The organism is Sphingomonas agri (assembly GCF_038148795.1).
Taxonomy (GTDB): Bacteria; Pseudomonadota; Alphaproteobacteria; order Sphingomonadales; family Sphingomonadaceae; genus Sphingomicrobium; species Sphingomicrobium agri.
Window position 1 is genome coordinate 200,810 of the sequence record NZ_JBAPEU010000003.1, and the last position, 14,540, is coordinate 215,349.

The 14,540-nt window shown below is 61.1% G+C and carries 17 protein-coding genes and 1 tRNA gene; 8 read left to right on the top strand and 10 right to left on the bottom strand.

What is annotated here, in order from left to right; translation table 11 throughout:
* Positions 1 to 37 precede the first annotated feature (37 nt).
* Positions 38 to 1,387 (bottom strand): DEAD/DEAH box helicase, encoded by a 1,350-nt coding sequence (locus V8192_RS13040; RefSeq protein ID WP_341633536.1) that lies wholly within the window; start codon positions 1,385 to 1,387, stop codon positions 38 to 40.
* Between the two features lie 125 nt (positions 1,388 to 1,512).
* Positions 1,513 to 1,947: a hypothetical protein gene (locus V8192_RS13045; protein ID WP_341633537.1), complete on the bottom strand. Its 435-nt coding sequence runs from the start codon at positions 1,945 to 1,947 to the stop codon at positions 1,513 to 1,515.
* 191 nt (positions 1,948 to 2,138) lie between these two features.
* Here V8192_RS13045 and V8192_RS13050 point away from each other — a divergent pair, with 191 nt between their 5' ends.
* Positions 2,139 to 2,930 carry a SapC family protein gene (locus tag V8192_RS13050; protein ID WP_341633538.1) on the top strand — a complete coding sequence of 264 codons (792 nt, stop codon included), beginning with the start codon at positions 2,139 to 2,141 and terminating at the stop codon, positions 2,928 to 2,930.
* A gap of 4 nt (positions 2,931 to 2,934) precedes the next feature.
* Here the strand turns inward: V8192_RS13050 and V8192_RS13055 are convergent, their stop codons facing one another.
* Positions 2,935 to 3,774, bottom strand: coding sequence for an N-formylglutamate amidohydrolase (locus tag V8192_RS13055; RefSeq protein ID WP_341633539.1), 840 nt, complete (start codon positions 3,772 to 3,774; stop codon positions 2,935 to 2,937).
* 112 nt (positions 3,775 to 3,886) lie between these two features.
* Here V8192_RS13055 and cpdR point away from each other — a divergent pair, with 112 nt between their 5' ends.
* Both cpdR and V8192_RS13065 read left to right on the top strand, forming a co-directional pair.
* A complete protein-coding gene (cpdR, locus tag V8192_RS13060; protein WP_341633540.1) occupies positions 3,887 to 4,264 on the top strand; it encodes a cell cycle two-component system response regulator CpdR in 378 nt (125 codons plus the stop codon).
* 159 nt (positions 4,265 to 4,423) lie between these two features.
* Positions 4,424 to 4,498: transfer RNA gene (locus tag V8192_RS13065), tRNA-Val, on the top strand.
* Positions 4,499 to 4,636: 138 nt separating this feature from the next.
* Here the strand turns inward: V8192_RS13065 and V8192_RS13070 are convergent.
* A complete protein-coding gene (locus V8192_RS13070) occupies positions 4,637 to 5,695 on the bottom strand; it encodes an acyltransferase family protein (protein WP_341633541.1) in 1,059 nt (352 codons plus the stop codon).
* Between the two features lie 485 nt (positions 5,696 to 6,180).
* Here V8192_RS13070 and V8192_RS13075 point away from each other — a divergent pair, with 485 nt between their 5' ends.
* The gene (locus tag V8192_RS13075; protein ID WP_341633542.1) at positions 6,181 to 7,254 is read left to right on the top strand and encodes a sensor histidine kinase; all 1,074 of its coding nucleotides are present in this window, start codon (positions 6,181 to 6,183) and stop codon (positions 7,252 to 7,254) included.
* Between the two features lie 53 nt (positions 7,255 to 7,307).
* Here the strand turns inward: V8192_RS13075 and V8192_RS13080 are convergent, their stop codons facing one another.
* Entirely contained in the window at positions 7,308 to 7,940 is a 633-nt protein-coding gene (locus V8192_RS13080; protein ID WP_341633543.1) for a hypothetical protein, read from the bottom strand.
* A gap of 115 nt (positions 7,941 to 8,055) precedes the next feature.
* On the bottom strand, positions 8,056 to 8,265 hold the full coding sequence (locus V8192_RS13085) for a S1 domain-containing protein (protein WP_341633544.1): 210 nt from the start codon (positions 8,263 to 8,265) through the stop codon (positions 8,056 to 8,058).
* A gap of 328 nt (positions 8,266 to 8,593) precedes the next feature.
* Here V8192_RS13085 and V8192_RS13090 point away from each other — a divergent pair, with 328 nt between their 5' ends.
* Genes V8192_RS13090 through V8192_RS13100 form a run of 3 tightly spaced genes read left to right on the top strand, consistent with a single transcriptional unit; the run spans position 8,594 to position 9,178 of the window.
* Positions 8,594 to 8,755, top strand: a complete 162-nt coding sequence (locus tag V8192_RS13090) for a CsbD family protein (RefSeq protein ID WP_341633545.1) — start codon at positions 8,594 to 8,596, stop codon at positions 8,753 to 8,755.
* Positions 8,756 to 8,804: 49 nt separating this feature from the next.
* Positions 8,805 to 8,957, top strand: coding sequence for a hypothetical protein (locus tag V8192_RS13095; RefSeq protein ID WP_341633546.1), 153 nt, complete (start codon positions 8,805 to 8,807; stop codon positions 8,955 to 8,957).
* A complete protein-coding gene (locus V8192_RS13100) occupies positions 8,954 to 9,178 on the top strand; it encodes a hypothetical protein (RefSeq protein ID WP_341633547.1) in 225 nt (74 codons plus the stop codon). Before V8192_RS13095 ends, V8192_RS13100 begins: the two co-directional genes overlap by 4 nt.
* Positions 9,179 to 9,287: 109 nt before the next feature.
* Here the strand turns inward: V8192_RS13100 and V8192_RS13105 are convergent, their stop codons facing one another.
* Positions 9,288 to 9,839 (bottom strand): hypothetical protein, encoded by a 552-nt coding sequence (locus tag V8192_RS13105; protein WP_341633548.1) that lies wholly within the window; start codon positions 9,837 to 9,839, stop codon positions 9,288 to 9,290.
* A gap of 35 nt (positions 9,840 to 9,874) precedes the next feature.
* Here V8192_RS13105 and V8192_RS13110 point away from each other — a divergent pair, with 35 nt between their 5' ends.
* The gene (locus V8192_RS13110) at positions 9,875 to 10,018 is read left to right on the top strand and encodes a hypothetical protein (RefSeq protein WP_341633549.1); all 144 of its coding nucleotides are present in this window, start codon (positions 9,875 to 9,877) and stop codon (positions 10,016 to 10,018) included.
* A gap of 379 nt (positions 10,019 to 10,397) precedes the next feature.
* On the opposite strand, the gene V8192_RS13115 is transcribed toward V8192_RS13110, so the two are convergent.
* From V8192_RS13115 to asnB, 3 genes are read right to left on the bottom strand one after another with little or no spacing between them, the layout of a single operon-like run.
* The gene (locus tag V8192_RS13115) at positions 10,398 to 11,447 is read right to left on the bottom strand and encodes an ELM1/GtrOC1 family putative glycosyltransferase (protein WP_341633550.1); all 1,050 of its coding nucleotides are present in this window, start codon (positions 11,445 to 11,447) and stop codon (positions 10,398 to 10,400) included.
* Positions 11,416 to 12,489 (bottom strand): ELM1/GtrOC1 family putative glycosyltransferase, encoded by a 1,074-nt coding sequence (locus V8192_RS13120; protein ID WP_341633551.1) that lies wholly within the window; start codon positions 12,487 to 12,489, stop codon positions 11,416 to 11,418. Before V8192_RS13120 ends, V8192_RS13115 begins: the two co-directional genes overlap by 32 nt.
* Positions 12,452 to 14,395 carry an asparagine synthase (glutamine-hydrolyzing) gene (asnB, locus tag V8192_RS13125; RefSeq protein WP_341633552.1) on the bottom strand — a complete coding sequence of 648 codons (1,944 nt, stop codon included), beginning with the start codon at positions 14,393 to 14,395 and terminating at the stop codon, positions 12,452 to 12,454. Before asnB ends, V8192_RS13120 begins: the two co-directional genes overlap by 38 nt.
* Between the last annotated feature and the right edge of the window lie 145 nt (positions 14,396 to 14,540).

The window sequence follows — 14,540 nt, forward strand, 5'->3', positions numbered from 1 at the left end:
TCGGGGGCAGCGCCAGGTGAAAGGCGCGGAGGTCAGATCAGCCGGCGCTCACCGACAGGAACGAGGGCAGTGGGCCATTCCACTCGTTCTTGATGTCCTCGACGACGGCGGAGCGTTCTTCCCTGCTCTGGTCTTCCCCGCGCTTGTCTTCTCGGCCTTCGTCTTCTCTGCCCTTGCCTTCTCTGCTCTGGTGCTGCCTGCGCGCTTTTGGCGCTACCTCTTCGGCCTTGGGGCTTTCCGCTTTCCTCGGCTGTTCTGCCTTGGCGGGCGCGCCCGGAGACGGTGTCCGCGCAATCTTCTGCCCGGTGAGCTTCTCGATGCGGTCGACCAGCTCTGCCTCCGCCTTGGTCGCTAGGGTGATGGCAATGCCCTTTGCTCCGGCTCGGCCGGTGCGACCGATGCGATGGACGTAATCATCGGGCTGCCATGGCACGTCGAAATTGAATACGTGGCTGACACCTTTGACGTCGAGGCCGCGGGCCGCGACGTCTGAAGCCACGAGGATGTTGATCTCGTCCTTCTTGAACCTGTCGAACTCCGCGATGCGCTCGGACTGTTCCATGTCGCCGTGGATCTGGCCAGCCGCGAGCCGCGCCCGGCGCAGGCTCCCGGCGAGCTCGCGAACGGTGGTTTTGCGATTGCAGAAGACGATGGCGTTCTTGACGTCGCTCTCGCGCAGCAAGTCTTTGAGCACCTCTTTCTTCTTATCGGCGCTTACCGTGACCAGCCGCTGCTCGATATTGACGTTCGCGGTCGCCGGGCGAGCCACCTCGACACGCTTGGGATCATTGAGGAATTTGGCTGCGAGCTTTTGAATCGGTGGCGGCATGGTCGCCGAAAAGAGCAGTGTCTGACGCCCCTTGGGCAGCTTGGAGCAGATTTCCTCGATATCGGGGATGAAGCCCATGTCGAGCATCCGGTCGGCTTCGTCGATCACCAGCAGACTGCAATCATTGAGCATGATCTTCCCGCGGCTGAACAAGTCCATCAGCCGGCCCGGCGTCGCAATCAGCACGTCGACGCCTTTTTCAAGCGTTTTGACCTGGTCGCCCATTTGCACGCCGCCCATCAGCAGCGCCATCGAGAGCGGATGATATTTGCCATACTTTTCGAAATTGTCGGCGACCTGCATCGCGAGCTCGCGTGTCGGCTCAAGTATCAGCGAGCGCGGCATCCGGGCGCGGCTGCGCCCGTGGTGCAGGATATCGATCATCGGAAGCACGAAACCCGCGGTCTTGCCGGTGCCGGTCTGGGCGATCCCGATCAGGTCCTTGCCCATGAGAACGGATGGAATGGCCGCGCGCTGGATTGGCGTCGGATCGGTATAACCGCTGTCGGTTACTACGCGGAGTAGTTCGTCAGAAAGGCCGAGGTCGGCAAAAGTCATTCAAGTTCCGGAAGATAGAGGTGGCCGCGGCTTCTCCTGGCCGGTGCGGCGATCAGGCCTTCGGGCTATGCCGCGTGCGCCAGTGTTGTCAAGAAAAGGTGGGGAGGGGGGTACCTAATTCCAAGTCAGCGCCGGAATCGCGGCACGAGCTGTCTAAATCCCTCGATAGTGCAACTGCCACCCATCCGCGAATGGATAGCGTCGCGGTGCGCGCAGAGGTGATCATCCCGCGACTGCAGGTAGAAACCGCGATAAAAATCGAGTGCCGGGCAGTCCTCGTCGAGGTGGGCCCTGACGCGGGCCCTGTTCAAGAAGACGAAATCGACCTGTCCCGAGCCCGAGAGCAGCGCACGCTGGATCTCGGCCACGGGCACGCACTTGGGCCCTTTCTTTTCGATCCACTCGATCTCGGGAACAAGCGGCCGCGGATCGACCGGTACGCGCAGGATCACTTCGTCCTGGATGATTAGGCGCGTAACCGACTGGCTAACGATGCCGGGCTGAGCGCCGACGAGACCCAGCAGCAGCGGCACGAGAGTCCAGAATGTCCCCGAAATCACTGACGGCCGATCCCCATGGCCGCGGCTTTGCAGCAAAGCGTTGAATGTTCAATGAACTAGCTGTCCAAATGCCCTATGCTTCCAGCCGCTTGCCTTACGCGCGCGGGGCCAATAGGAGGCGCCTCACTGTTGACGGCAGGCGCGCGAGGGCAAGCGCAGCCGTAAGACCGGATCCCAGGAGAAGATTCTAGATGGCGACTGCCGCTCCGAACCAAGGCTTACCTCTTTTCTACAACGCGCTCGAACCGTTGAACCTCGAGCAGCATGGCAAGATGAAGGTGCGCGGCGTCACCAGCATGCCGGAACTCGGGCGGACGCATGCAGTGCCACTGACTGTCGATGAATTCGCATTGGTCCAGCGCCACTTTCCCATCGTCTTCTCGGTCGGAGACGCGCCCGTCCCGATCGCGCTCATGGGCCTCAACGAGGGCGTCAACGTCTTCCTCGACGAGAACGGCCGGGCGACCGATCCCAATCTTTATATCCCGGCCTACCTGCGCCGCTATCCGTTCCTTCTTGCAAAGCTGAGACCCGACAGCGACGAGCTTTCTCTATGCTACGACCCGACCTCGGGCGCGGTTGGTGACTTCACCGAGGGTGAGCCGCTGTTCGATGGTGACCAGCCGAGCGCCGCGACACAGGCAATTTTGCAGTTCTGCGAGCAGTTCGAGGCCGCCGGCCTTCGGACCAATGCATTCGTCGAGGATCTCCAGAAGTCGGACCTGCTGATGGACGGCGAAGTGGCGATCCAGCCCGAAGGTTTCGAGCAGCCGTTCGTCTACCGCGGGTTCCGGATGGTCGACGAGGAAAAGGTGCGCAACCTGCGCGGTGACGAGCTTCGGAAGATGAACCAGAACGGCATGCTTCCGCTGATATTCGCGCACCTGTTCTCGCTGACGCAGATGCGTGACGTATTTGCGCGGCAGATGCAGCAGGGCAAGGCACCCAACCTGGTTCCGCAGCCCGACGCTGCGATCGTCTGACCTTCTACTCTGCGGCCGTCGCGAATTGGCGGCCCAGGAGCGCCTGGCCGAGCTCGACCGCGAGCGTTTCGACTAGGGCAGCTACGCCGTCGAACCCGCCACCTGGGCGCTGCAGCTTTTCGTCCAGGTAGCAGCGGCGATCGATTTCGAGCTGAAGTGCATGAACTCCGCTCGCCGGGTGACCATGGCGATCGATGACGTGGCCTCCTGCGAACGGATCGTTCAGACCCGCCTCGAAGCCGGCGCGCCGCGCAATCGACATCGCGTCTTCGCTCAGCCATCCGTCGGCCGTCTTGCCGCGGCAGTCTCCGAAGATGATCGAGGGTGCGGAGGAAGCCGGAGGCGGCATCGAGTGACAGTCGAGCAGGAGCGCGCAGCCGAACCGGTTCAGCAGCAGCGAGAGCTGGGCTTCGATCGCTTCGTGATAGGGGCGATGGACCTGCACGAGCCGCTCTTCGAGCTGTGTCGGGCTGATCGCCCGTCGCCACAGATAGCCGTGCTGCTGCGTGCGTGCGGGCACAATACCAAGGCCGCCACGGGCACGGGCACTGATCCTGCTGCGCCGGGCCCCGTCGACGACCGACGGGTCGACCTCGTCCTCAGCGCGGTTGCAATCGACTGCCGCTCGGGGAGCCCGCGCGATCACTGCGCCACAGCCCCGCTGAAGCGCACGCCAGACGAGGCGGTCGACAAGCGGGTCCTCAAGCGTCGTCAGGGCAGCCTTTCCGCCAGAGGCAAGAGAGACGAGCCAGTCAGGATAATCGCGACCCGAGTGCGGAACGGAGAGCAGGACCGGAAGGTCGCCCCGAGGTTCATGAATGAGGGTTGGGTGGAGCTTGCTCACAGGGCTCAAGGTTAATTTCCGTGCCACTTTAGGACTTGCTGAGGGAGCCTGCAACGCGTGAGAGCATTATTCGCTTCTGGCAAAACGCAATCGAGCGGAGCATAGAAGCGCTATGGCGAGAATCCTCCTGGCCGAAGACGATACGTCGATGCGCGAATATCTGCAGCGCGCGCTGCAGCGGGTTGGCTATGAGGTCGAGGCCGTCGGCTGCGGGACCGAAGCGATGCCTCTTCTCGAAGCGGAGCATTTCGACCTCCTTCTGACCGACATCGTGATGCCGGAGATGGACGGCATCGAACTCGCTCAGAAGGCCAGCGCTCTTGATCCCTCGATCCGGGTCATGTTCATCACTGGCTTTGCTGCCGTTGCGCTGCAGGGCGGACGGACCGCCCCGGAGGCAAAATTGCTGTCCAAGCCTTTCCACCTCAAGGACCTCGTGATGGAGGTGGACAGGATATTCCAGACCGAGGATCAGCACGGCCGGCTATAGCCGCGAATGAGATCCTCGGCTCCGGTCTAGAGGACAGGGTTGCGCGTTACCTAACTGCCCCCTAAATGCCTCGCTCCGGCGGCCGGCAGCGGTCTTCGGACGGTCCTTTGGGTCCGCTTTTGAAATCCAATCAGTCCCGTGACTGCTTGATTTCTCGGTGGGCGTGTAGCTCAGTGGTAGAGCACTGTGTTGACATCGCAGGGGTCGCAAGTTCAATCCTTGCCACGCCCACCATTTCTTTTCAGCGCTTAGCAGGCTCCAATCAGAACCCCGTAGCCCTCGGTTGCAGCAAGATGCGGCCTTGGATTCAATGCTGTTGTTCCAGGTGTTTTCTCGCCGGTGTCGTCGACAATTGGATCTAAGACGCTGAAGTCAGGCGATCGGGCGAGCCTTCAGACCTATCTGGTCGCGCTGCGCCCATAACCGCCTGATCCGGTTCCGCATCGGCTTCTCGAACCACAGGAAGCTGACGCGGGCGATCACGATTACAGTCGTGAGGAAGGCAAGCAGGAACCATGGCGATGAAGCCGCGCCGGCAAGGGTCGTCCCGAAGATCAGGAACAACAAGATCACCAGCGGCATGTGCCAGAGATACATGCCGTAGGTATTATCTCCGATGGCCGTCAGTGTCTTGGCCCAGCGGTCGGGAACGAACCGCTCTAATTCGATCAGCCCGACAAGTATCGCGCCGAATAGCGCCGGTACGCCAAAATGAAGCCGCGCACACCATAAGAGCGCCGCACCCATGGCGAGCAGGACGATGGCGAAAAGCCTCGCGACCTTCGGCGAGGCAACCTCGAGCGTTACACCAAGGAAGAAACAGAAGCCGCACTGGGCAAGCCAGTTGCCGCCGCTAATGAGCGCCAGCTCGCAGAAGGCCAAGGTTGCCAGCAGTGGCAGCAGCGGCGCGGAGCGGGCAAGTCTGGAATGAATCGCCCAGAACACAGCGTAGATCAGGACTTCGACGGAGACGGACCAGATCGGGCCGTTGAACGAGAGGTCGCGAGTGAGCCAGTTCGACGCAAAGGTGAGCTGCAATGCGAAGTGCGAAGCGTCGTTGTGATCATAGGCGAACCACGTTCCGAACCTCGCGTAGATCCCTCCCTGAAGTGCGGCGGCGATAAGTAGCGTCAGCAGATGCAGCGGGTAGAGGCGCGCAAAGCGGTTGGCGATGAAATCGCCCGTGGAGACGGCCTGGCCGATATAGACCCGCGAAAATACGAAGCCCGAGATCACCCAGAAGATCGGCACCGCCCACAGCCCGTAGTCATAGAACAGCGCCAATGGCCGATGCAGCGGCAGAGCCACGGTTGGAGGGTCGCCAAAGACCCCGGGATGCCAGAAAAAGACGTGGTAGTGCCAGAGCAGCACTCCGAAGGCTGCCAGCGCTCGCGCGCAATCGACGAGCAGCAGTCGTTGAGCGGGCTTCATGCTCTAACGCCGTTACCCAAAGCTGCGCGCGGCAACTTCGCCGTCAGCTAGGGCCTGAAAGCCATAATAGTCTGGCTCAACCGAGCTGAGACAGTCGCTCGCGGCCCGCTTGTTGTCGAACGCCCGCAATTCGCGACAGTCTCCTTCCCGCTGCCCGCACACTACAGCGCCCATGCTCACTCCTCTCGATTTGCGCAGAGCAACACCACATTGAACACAAAATAGGTCAACATCCGTTAACGTCTGCAGGAACCGCGGAGCTGCCTCGATCGCAACGGCGACAAGATCGTCGTCCCGATAATCGCTGAGCTCCGCTTGCAGTGAGGAGCGCGGCAGCACTGCAGCTCGTCCGCGGGAACTAAAGGAGCAACGATGTTTTGAGTTAGGGTTCGGCTTCGGACGGTGTATGATTACAAAACCATCGGACATGATAGGCGCGCCGATGGCTGAGAGATGTGCGAAGCTCCCGCCCAATGGAGCGCTCAATGAAACAGCCCCACGACTTGGCTCAAGCGCAGGCGCTCGCGCTGGCGATTGTCGACACCTTGCCAGAACCCTTCCTGGTACTCGATGACGCGCTCCAACTACTAGCGGGCAGCCGTTGCTTTTACGAAGTCTACGGCGAGGATCCCGCGAGCGCGCACGGCCGCTCGATGTTCGAGCTGTCGGGCGGACAATGGGACATCCCCGGGCTCAGGCAGCTGCTGACAGCCGTCGTTGACGATCGCACCACCATCGACAGTTTCGAATTTGAGCGTGACTTCGCGAAGCTTGGCAAGCGGACGCTTCATCTTAACGCCTTGCCCATCCGCGATGAAAGCGGTTCAGGCCGGATGGTGCTGGTTGCGATCAAGGACATCACCGAGCGACGTGTGGCGGAGCAGGAGAAGCAACAACTCCTCGAACACACAGAGGAGCTTCTCGAACAGCAAAAGACGCTCTTGCGCGAAATGCGGCACCGCATCGCGAACAGCCTGCAGATCATTGCCAGCATCCTGCTACTGAAAGCAGGAGCAGTCAGTTCGGAAGAGACCAAGAACGAGCTTCGTGCAGCTCACCAGCGGGTCATGTCGGTGGCCGCTGTGCAAAGTCACCTGCAAGCCTCCAACGGTATCGAGCAGATCGAGATGGGCCCCTATCTCACGAAGCTGAGCTCAGGCCTGGCGCAGTCGATGGTCGACCCACGTCAACACATCGACATTGCCGTTAAGGCTGATCCAGGTGTGCTCCCGACAAGCCACGCGGTCAGCATCGGTTTGATCGTAACCGAGCTAATCATAAACGCGGTGAAATACGCATTTGCAGGAACGCATTTGTCCGGGCGTATTCGAGTGACCTTCGAGATGGCCAAATCTGACTGGAGGCTCACCGTGGCGGACAATGGTATGGGCCGACGCCAAGAGAAGGAGCCGGGAGCATCGACTGGACTTGGCACGGCGCTCGTCGCGGCACTGGCCAAGCAGTTGAAGGCTCAGGTCTCCGAAACATCCTCTACCGAGGGGCTTGCTGTAGCGATAACCAAGGCGACATTTGAATCACGGTTGCCGCGGGCGGCGTGAAGAAAAAGGCGCCCAGCCGAAGCCGGGCACCTTTCGCGTGACAAACTAACCTATCAACGCGTGATGTCGAGCAGCGCCAGGATCATCTTTGACTGGCGGTCGATCTGGTAGACGCGTCCATTGTCGTAACCGTAGTAGATGCGAGCATCATCAACATACTGGCCGCGATACTCGGCAGGTAGGCCGACTATACGGGCTGTCGCCTGCTGACCGATCCTTGCGTCGCCATTGAAGCGATCGCCGGGATGCAATCCTGCAAACCTGGCGTCGGGCACCCACTTCCCATTGATAGTGCCACTTTCCCAGCTCGCCGTGTCGCCGCGGCGGTCGCTCCGCTCGCCACTGGCGATACGAATGTCCCGAGCTAAAGGAGCGCTACGCTGCAGCAGCTCGGCGTGTTCGCGGCCGCTGATGCCATTTGGACTGAACCTTCGTTCGAGCCGGATCAAGCTGCCCAGCTCATTCCGTAGGCTGACGCTTTCGCGCCGTGAGATCATGCCCTGGCTGATGCCCGCGTCAATCTGCATCTGGAGTTGTCGGCTGTAAGTGCGGTCATGGCCCCACTGTACCATCGTGGTCGCGGCCGATGCCTGATTGTAAGTCGGTTCATCTGCCCATCGGGCCGAGACAGGCGTGGCCACCGAAAGGCCGGCGAGCGCTGCCATTGTCATATAAAACGGGCGCATCGAATTCTCCTTGTGTCCCGCCGGTCGAGACCCCGTCGAAAGCAATCGAAGCGCCGCGCGATGGACTTTGATAAAGTTCGAGCGGAGACGAACAATCGCCGCCGCTCGTTCTTCGTTAAATCGTCTGCAGGTTCAGAGCGCAGGGCTTGCGCTCGCTATCGGTGCCGACGTCATAGGAGAGACGCTGACCGACGGTCGGGACAGCGTTATTTTCCCATGAGAAGGCGCTGCGCTCAAAGCGAAGCATGTCGCCGCCCGTTTCCGGCTTGATCTCGCCGTGGCCCTTGCCGGTGTCGAACGAGTTGACGGTTCCAAAATATTTCATGGTGAGTTCCTTTGTTGGCACGCGCCGGAATGGCGCCGGGCCGCTAGGAGACGTCAAAGAGGGAGGAAGGTGCGGCTTAGCGCCCAAAACCGTCGATTGCGACTGGTAGCTTGAATTAGATAGGTCTGAACTGCGAGTAAAACAAGTTATCTCGTAAAATATAAATCGATCATATTAGTAAACTTGAAATAATAAACCTGCGGCCGTCATCTAGTAAACTAGTTATCTTTTCTTATATCATGAGTGATCATTTTTGAGAGAAGGCGGCTATATGTTCGGATTCACTGGTGCCGACAGCCCTGAAACCGTTCTCCGTAAACGGAGATATATGGCTGAAGCGCAGACGCGCTGGCCCTTTCTGACTCACTTCGATGCTTCCACCATCAAGAACGAGCGCCAGCTCGTCACCATGATCAAGGAGCGCTGTTCCCGTTCGCAGGAGAATGCGGAAGCCGATGTCGGGGAATGGATGCAGAACAAATCGTTTTGAGAACTGACTATTCCGTCAACGCTCCACCGCAAATCGAAAGGAAATCGAGATGAGCTCATACCCCAATGCGGAGCCGAGTAATGCCGAGCTCGAGCAGTATGGCATCGAACGAGTTCAGGCCGAGACCTTCGTCTGGCAAGGTTACCGTTATACCCAGGCGCGAGACGCGCTCGCCGCTGCGAAGCGCGCTGAGAAGCGATGAGCCGCGTCATCCTGCTCGCGTTGAGCGAAGTCGATGTGAGAGCGCACTGCGCTCGCTCTGCAGTGGGAGTCTCGTCGATCGAAGGTTTGATGGGCGGCGGCGTCCGGCTGGTATGCCAAAGTGGCGCTGGCGCCGACACGATGAGGCAAAAGCTGCAAGCCGACGTGATCCGCGGCGACGTCGTTCGTGAAAGGATTCGTCCGTTGAGGCCGCGCCTGTGAGCACAAGCGCCGACGCGAGCTGTTATTCGCGCTATCGTCGCGTCTCAATCGCTTTCACCGCCAATTGCGATCGAAGATCCTACTGTGCTGGCAACCAGTCGTACCGTAATCAGCGATCGCTCATCCCATCGAGCTCGTCCAAAATAAGCTCCGTCTCGGCGATCAGTCTGAGGCGCTCGTGGTCATTGATCCCTGCATTTGCCAGACCACCGGCCAGCACCGATGCTGCCTCTTCCGTCGAGATTTGTCGCAATCGCCGGTCAATGACCTTTAGCCGCGCAAGAATGCTTTCATCGTCCATGTCGCCATCCGCTTGGCTCGGAGATCTTGCGAGCGCGGAAGCGGGCCGGTCATAGGTCGTGGCAAGGACCGCGCCTGGCACTGGCGTGTTCCGTTTGATGAACGCCTCGGCCTCTCGCATCGTCGCGAACGCGTGTTCGCTGGTTTCGCTTCCATGATGTTCCAACATAACGACATACGGCAGGTCGGTGCGCGAGACCCGCGTGACCCGGCCGGCCGTCGAGCTCATGTGACCACCCTCGTTGTCCCACGATTGCTCTTCCCGTTTCGTTGCATCGCTGTGGCGCTTCGTGTCGGCCTCCTCGGCCGCGGACCGAAAGGCGGTGAAGCTCTTGTCTTTCGCATCGCCGGGATCGTGCATGAGACCTCTCCTAAGCTCAGGCGTCAGGCGCCATATTGATCGATGCTTCGCTTGATGGCGGCGTCGATTTTTTCGTCTTCGGAGGAAGCCTTCTCGCTGCGCTCGAGCGCGCGGTTCTCGAGCCGTGCCGCCCGACCCTTGTCTGTTTCAATCCTCCGTTTCTTCCGGAGAGGATTTGACAGAGACGATCCGTCCGCCGGCAAATTGCTCATGAACACGCCGTTTCTTTGAACCTTACCAGGCGATGGGGGGCAATCGGCGCCAAACAAACCTCCATGTAAGTTCTCCCAAGCCGAGCGGACCCTTCCGCTCGCTTTCAGCCTCCGCTCAGCCAGCAATGAGCGGCGTTAGCCATATGGGGACGCATGCGCCTGGTTACGAGCAACGATCCGCCTGGACCAGGAACAACCTCAGGTTGGGGTTTGAGGGAGCTGACCTGGCAGTGTTCGAGTGGTTCACCATGACCAGCGGGGTTGCTCCCGTCGACATTCCCGCACCCAGCACTCTCTCCGTCAAAACGATGATTTGGAATCGACGGCATTCTCGGGGGCAAGATCCTCAGCCGCGCTCCTTGATAGCCTCGAGGATAGGCGCGGCGCGGACGAGAATCCTGTCCATTTCCTCGCTCGTTGGAGTCGCCGGTCGGGCGAAGCGCTCCGTCACTCCGATCTTCTCCAGCGCGCGCCAAAAGAATCGCAGGTCTTGGGGATGGATGGGTTTGCCCGGCCGAAGCAGTCCCATAATCGTCATCGCTGCTCTTCCAAGCCACCTCATGCTTACTCTTACGAGCGCTATCTCTTTAGCGCTCCAGATTGCATCCGAGACCATGGCGACGCTGTCAGCGGTGATCCGGATCGAGTCCGCAGCGTCAAGGAGGCTCGCGTAAGGGGGCGCCTTGCCCGGCGAAGCAAGGAGGGACGGTGCAAAGGAGGCGCCGAGCAAGCCGGCGATTTTCCGGCGAAGTGGCGAGGGTGTGCGGGGACTGGTTGTTACGAGAACGCATCCTCCGGACGCCTCGGCGTCCGCGAGCGCCTCTCGAATCGTTCCAAGAAGGGCTGCCTCATCGATCTTCCAGTAGAGGTTGGGTCCGCCCACGATGATCAGCCGGCGGGGGCGGGGAAGATCAGCAAGCGTCGCGTCGTTTGACGGGCTGTTGTGCCTCATTGCTGCAGTCGTCAGCGCATAAGGAACGCGAAGAAGATTGGGGTGCTCGGCAATCGGATATTGCGGCGTCGCTATGACGAGGTCGAACAGACCCGGAGAGGCGCGGGGAAATCCGACATGGATCGAGCGCGTGCGGCCGTCCGACCGGTGGCGCAGCGCCTGGACCACCGGCACGCTCCTGTGGCCGCCCGAGATCGTAAGATCGGGCGGCTCTTGGGCGAGGACTTCGCTGCGCGAGGCGCGGGTGAGGCTCATGAGTGACCGACCGAGGAGTCGGGGCCCCAACAGCCGCCAGCGGTTATATTCCAGCTGCTTGATTTCGAAGGGGACGCCAAGCGCTTCGGAAAGCGCGATCACCTGGTCGTTATCGCCCGCCCGGGCGCCCGTCAGCGCCCAGACGCGCACGGCCGGTTCACCCGACTTGCCGTTCAAATCTTCCCCCACTGATCAACTTGCGCACTGCAGCAGTCGCCTGACCGACAGTATCGCCCGATTGGCTCACAACAGGGTCTTGGACCGTCCCGACCAGATCTCCTCGATGAAGCAGACGCCAGAAGTTTCCAAAATCCGGAAGGCTCCTGCCGCCGAAAGGCCGTTCCCAAAACCATTGGCTGAGCAGCCCCCGGGCCGAGCGGGCGATAGGGATCATTCCCACGGGCTTTCCCGTCAGCACAGCCTCGGAGAGCATGGACACGCTATCGGCAGTCACGTGGATTTCGTCACATTCGGCAAGAAGTACGGCAAAGCGCGGAAAGTCCTCGACAAGCGCCTCGTGCCCGCCGGTGACGAGCGTCCGAAGAAAATCACGAGTGGCACGCGTGGTCCGGGGACTGGTGGCCACGATCAGGCTTCCCCCGCTTTTGGACCTCAGTGTCCCAATTGCGCTCGCAATGGCCGCATGGTCGAGCCGCCAGTGCCGCGCCGGGCCGCCGACCGCGACCAACCGGCGCGGACGCTGCAAGCGGGCGAGCCATTCAAGTTCGTCGGCACTCGGTTCGACGTGCTTTGCCGGATTGCCGATGGGGAAGAGGAGCTCAAGGAGGTTGGGGGCGCTGCGCGCATATTGCGGGTTGGTGATCTGCAGATCGAAATCCTTCAGCTTGTCGCGGGGATTTCCGATGTGCACGAGCTTGGCACTGCCGCCGCTTTGCCGGCGAACATAGCGGGCAACGGGAACACTTGCGTAGCCGACGCACAGGACGAGATCGGGCCATGGCGGCCGGATCAATGGACGTGACCGACGTTTGACGATCGTAAGGCCACGTCGAAGAAAGGCGATGCGGCGCAGCCCGTTATAGCCGATCATCTTTTCTTCGAACGGATAACCGAGCCCCTCTGCAAGCGCGCGAAGCTGATTGTTGTCACCTGCCCGCGTGCCCATCAGGAGCCAGACGAGCGGGGCCGTGACATCGCCGGTCGCGTGAGCAGTAGAGACGCGCGCTCCGCCTTCAGCCGAGTGCGATTTGCTTCTGGGGCTGTGCCGCACTCTGCGCCTCGCGTCGCGTTGGACGCTGGTCCTTCCACCAGCAGCTGAACATCGCGATGGCGTACAGAAGACGGCCGTGATTGGCGAGCCCGCGGCGGTGCTCGTCGAAGAGGCGGTTGATCTCGCTCGATTCCAGAAAACCTGCGTCGGCTGCCCCCGAGGACATCCAGGCCTCCTGCGCAAAATCGCTGAACCCACCGACGAACCAGTCGGCGAGCGGCATCTGGAATCCGAGTTTCCGACCCTTAAGGGTGACGGCCGGAAGCCAGGGCTTCACCGCCTGTCGGAGTACATATTTACCGACCCCGCCGCGCAGCTTGAGACCCGTCGGGATGGTCAATGCCCAGTCGACGAAGCCGCGGGAAAGAAACGGGACCCGGGCCTCGAGCGAATGGGCCATGGTCGCCCGATCGAGGCGCTGCAGCAGCGACGCTGGCATATGCACCGTGAGGTCGCCGAGCATGAACTGCTCGATTGCGAGCCCGGGAGCAGCCTCCTGACCGAAGGCTTCCGACACGCGCTTTGCAGGCGTGCAGCCCCGCTCGTGTCTGGCCCAGAAATCAGGGTTGTAGATGCGCGCCCGGACCGAGGACGAGGTGATGCTGACGGCAGCGAAGAATCTTTCAAAGCCGCTCTCGAGCAGGGTGCCGTCGCGAAATCGCGTCGCATGATCGCGTAGGTAATTGAGTTTCCTTGTCGGAAGATCGCCGAGACGGTCGAGCCACTGGAGGTTGCCCGCGGCCCGGACGAGGGGGGCATAGCGACGCATCCGCTCGGCCCAGCGCTGTCTGTTGTAGCCGAGGAAGAGCTCATCGCCGCCTTCGCCGCAGAGCACGACCTTTACGTGCTCAGCTGCTGCCCTGGACAGATACCATAAAGGGATCGCGGAATTCGCAGCCGAAGGCTCATCGAACGCAGCCTGCACAAGGGGCAGAATGTCGGCGGCCCTCCTGGGCTCGATCGGCAAGACGATGTGATTGCATCCCAGATGATCGGCAACCCGGCGCGCAGCGGCGGTCTCGTCGATCCTGGAGCCCGGAAATCCGGCGGTGAAGACGGTAACCGGCCGCTGCGTTGCTCGCGTCATCCCCGCAGCCACCGCGCCCGAATCGATGCCTCCTGAAAGGAAAGCACCGACCGGCACGTCGGAAATCATATGTTGCCGGACAGTGTCCAGCACGCGCGCCCGCGTTTCCTCGATCCATTGAGAATCGCTCCGACCCTCGAGGGCCCGGATCTGCGGCGCCCAATAACGCTCTATGTGGGCGCTAGCAGTCGCTCCGATCCGCAGAATGTGCCCGGGCGGAAGTGCGCGTACCTGGCTGAAGATCGAACGGGGCCCGAGTACATGGCCGAAACAGAAAAAGTCGTGGATGCCGCGCTCATCCACGTCGAATTCAAATCCCGGTGTTTCGCGTAGAGCCGGGATCTCCGAGGCGAAGGCAATTCCGCCCTGCTGCTCCGAAAAGAATAGGGGCTTGATCCCGAGCGGATCGCGAACGAGCCGCAGTTCTCGATCAGCACGATCCCAGATCGCGGCCGCATACATTCCCTCGGCGTGCAGCCACGCCTCGTCACCCCATCGGATGAACGCCGCCAGCAGCGTCTCGACATCGCTGCGCGTGCGAAACGGGTAGGCTGCACCGATTTTTGCGCGCAATTCGAGATGATTGACGATCTCACCGTTGCAGATGATGGCATAGCGGCCGTCGGCGCTGAGGATGGGCTGGTGTCCGCCCGCAACATCGATGATGCTGAGGCGGCGCATTCCAAACCCAAAGTCGCCCTCGGTCAGATAGCCGGAATCGTCCGGCCCCCGATTGCGCATGCGGCCGCACTGGCGGGCAATCTCGTCGCGCTCGACCGGACGGCCGCCCCTTCTGTACCAGCCGGCGATTCCGCACATGGTAGTCTTACGCCTTGGTGCCTGCAGTGGAGCGGCCGTGCGGAGCGGCCGCCGATCTGACGAGTGAATTCTCCATTACGAAGGGTTCATGTGCAAAAGTCGGCAAGGGAGTGCCGCCTGTCGCTTCTGGGATCCCCGATTGGCC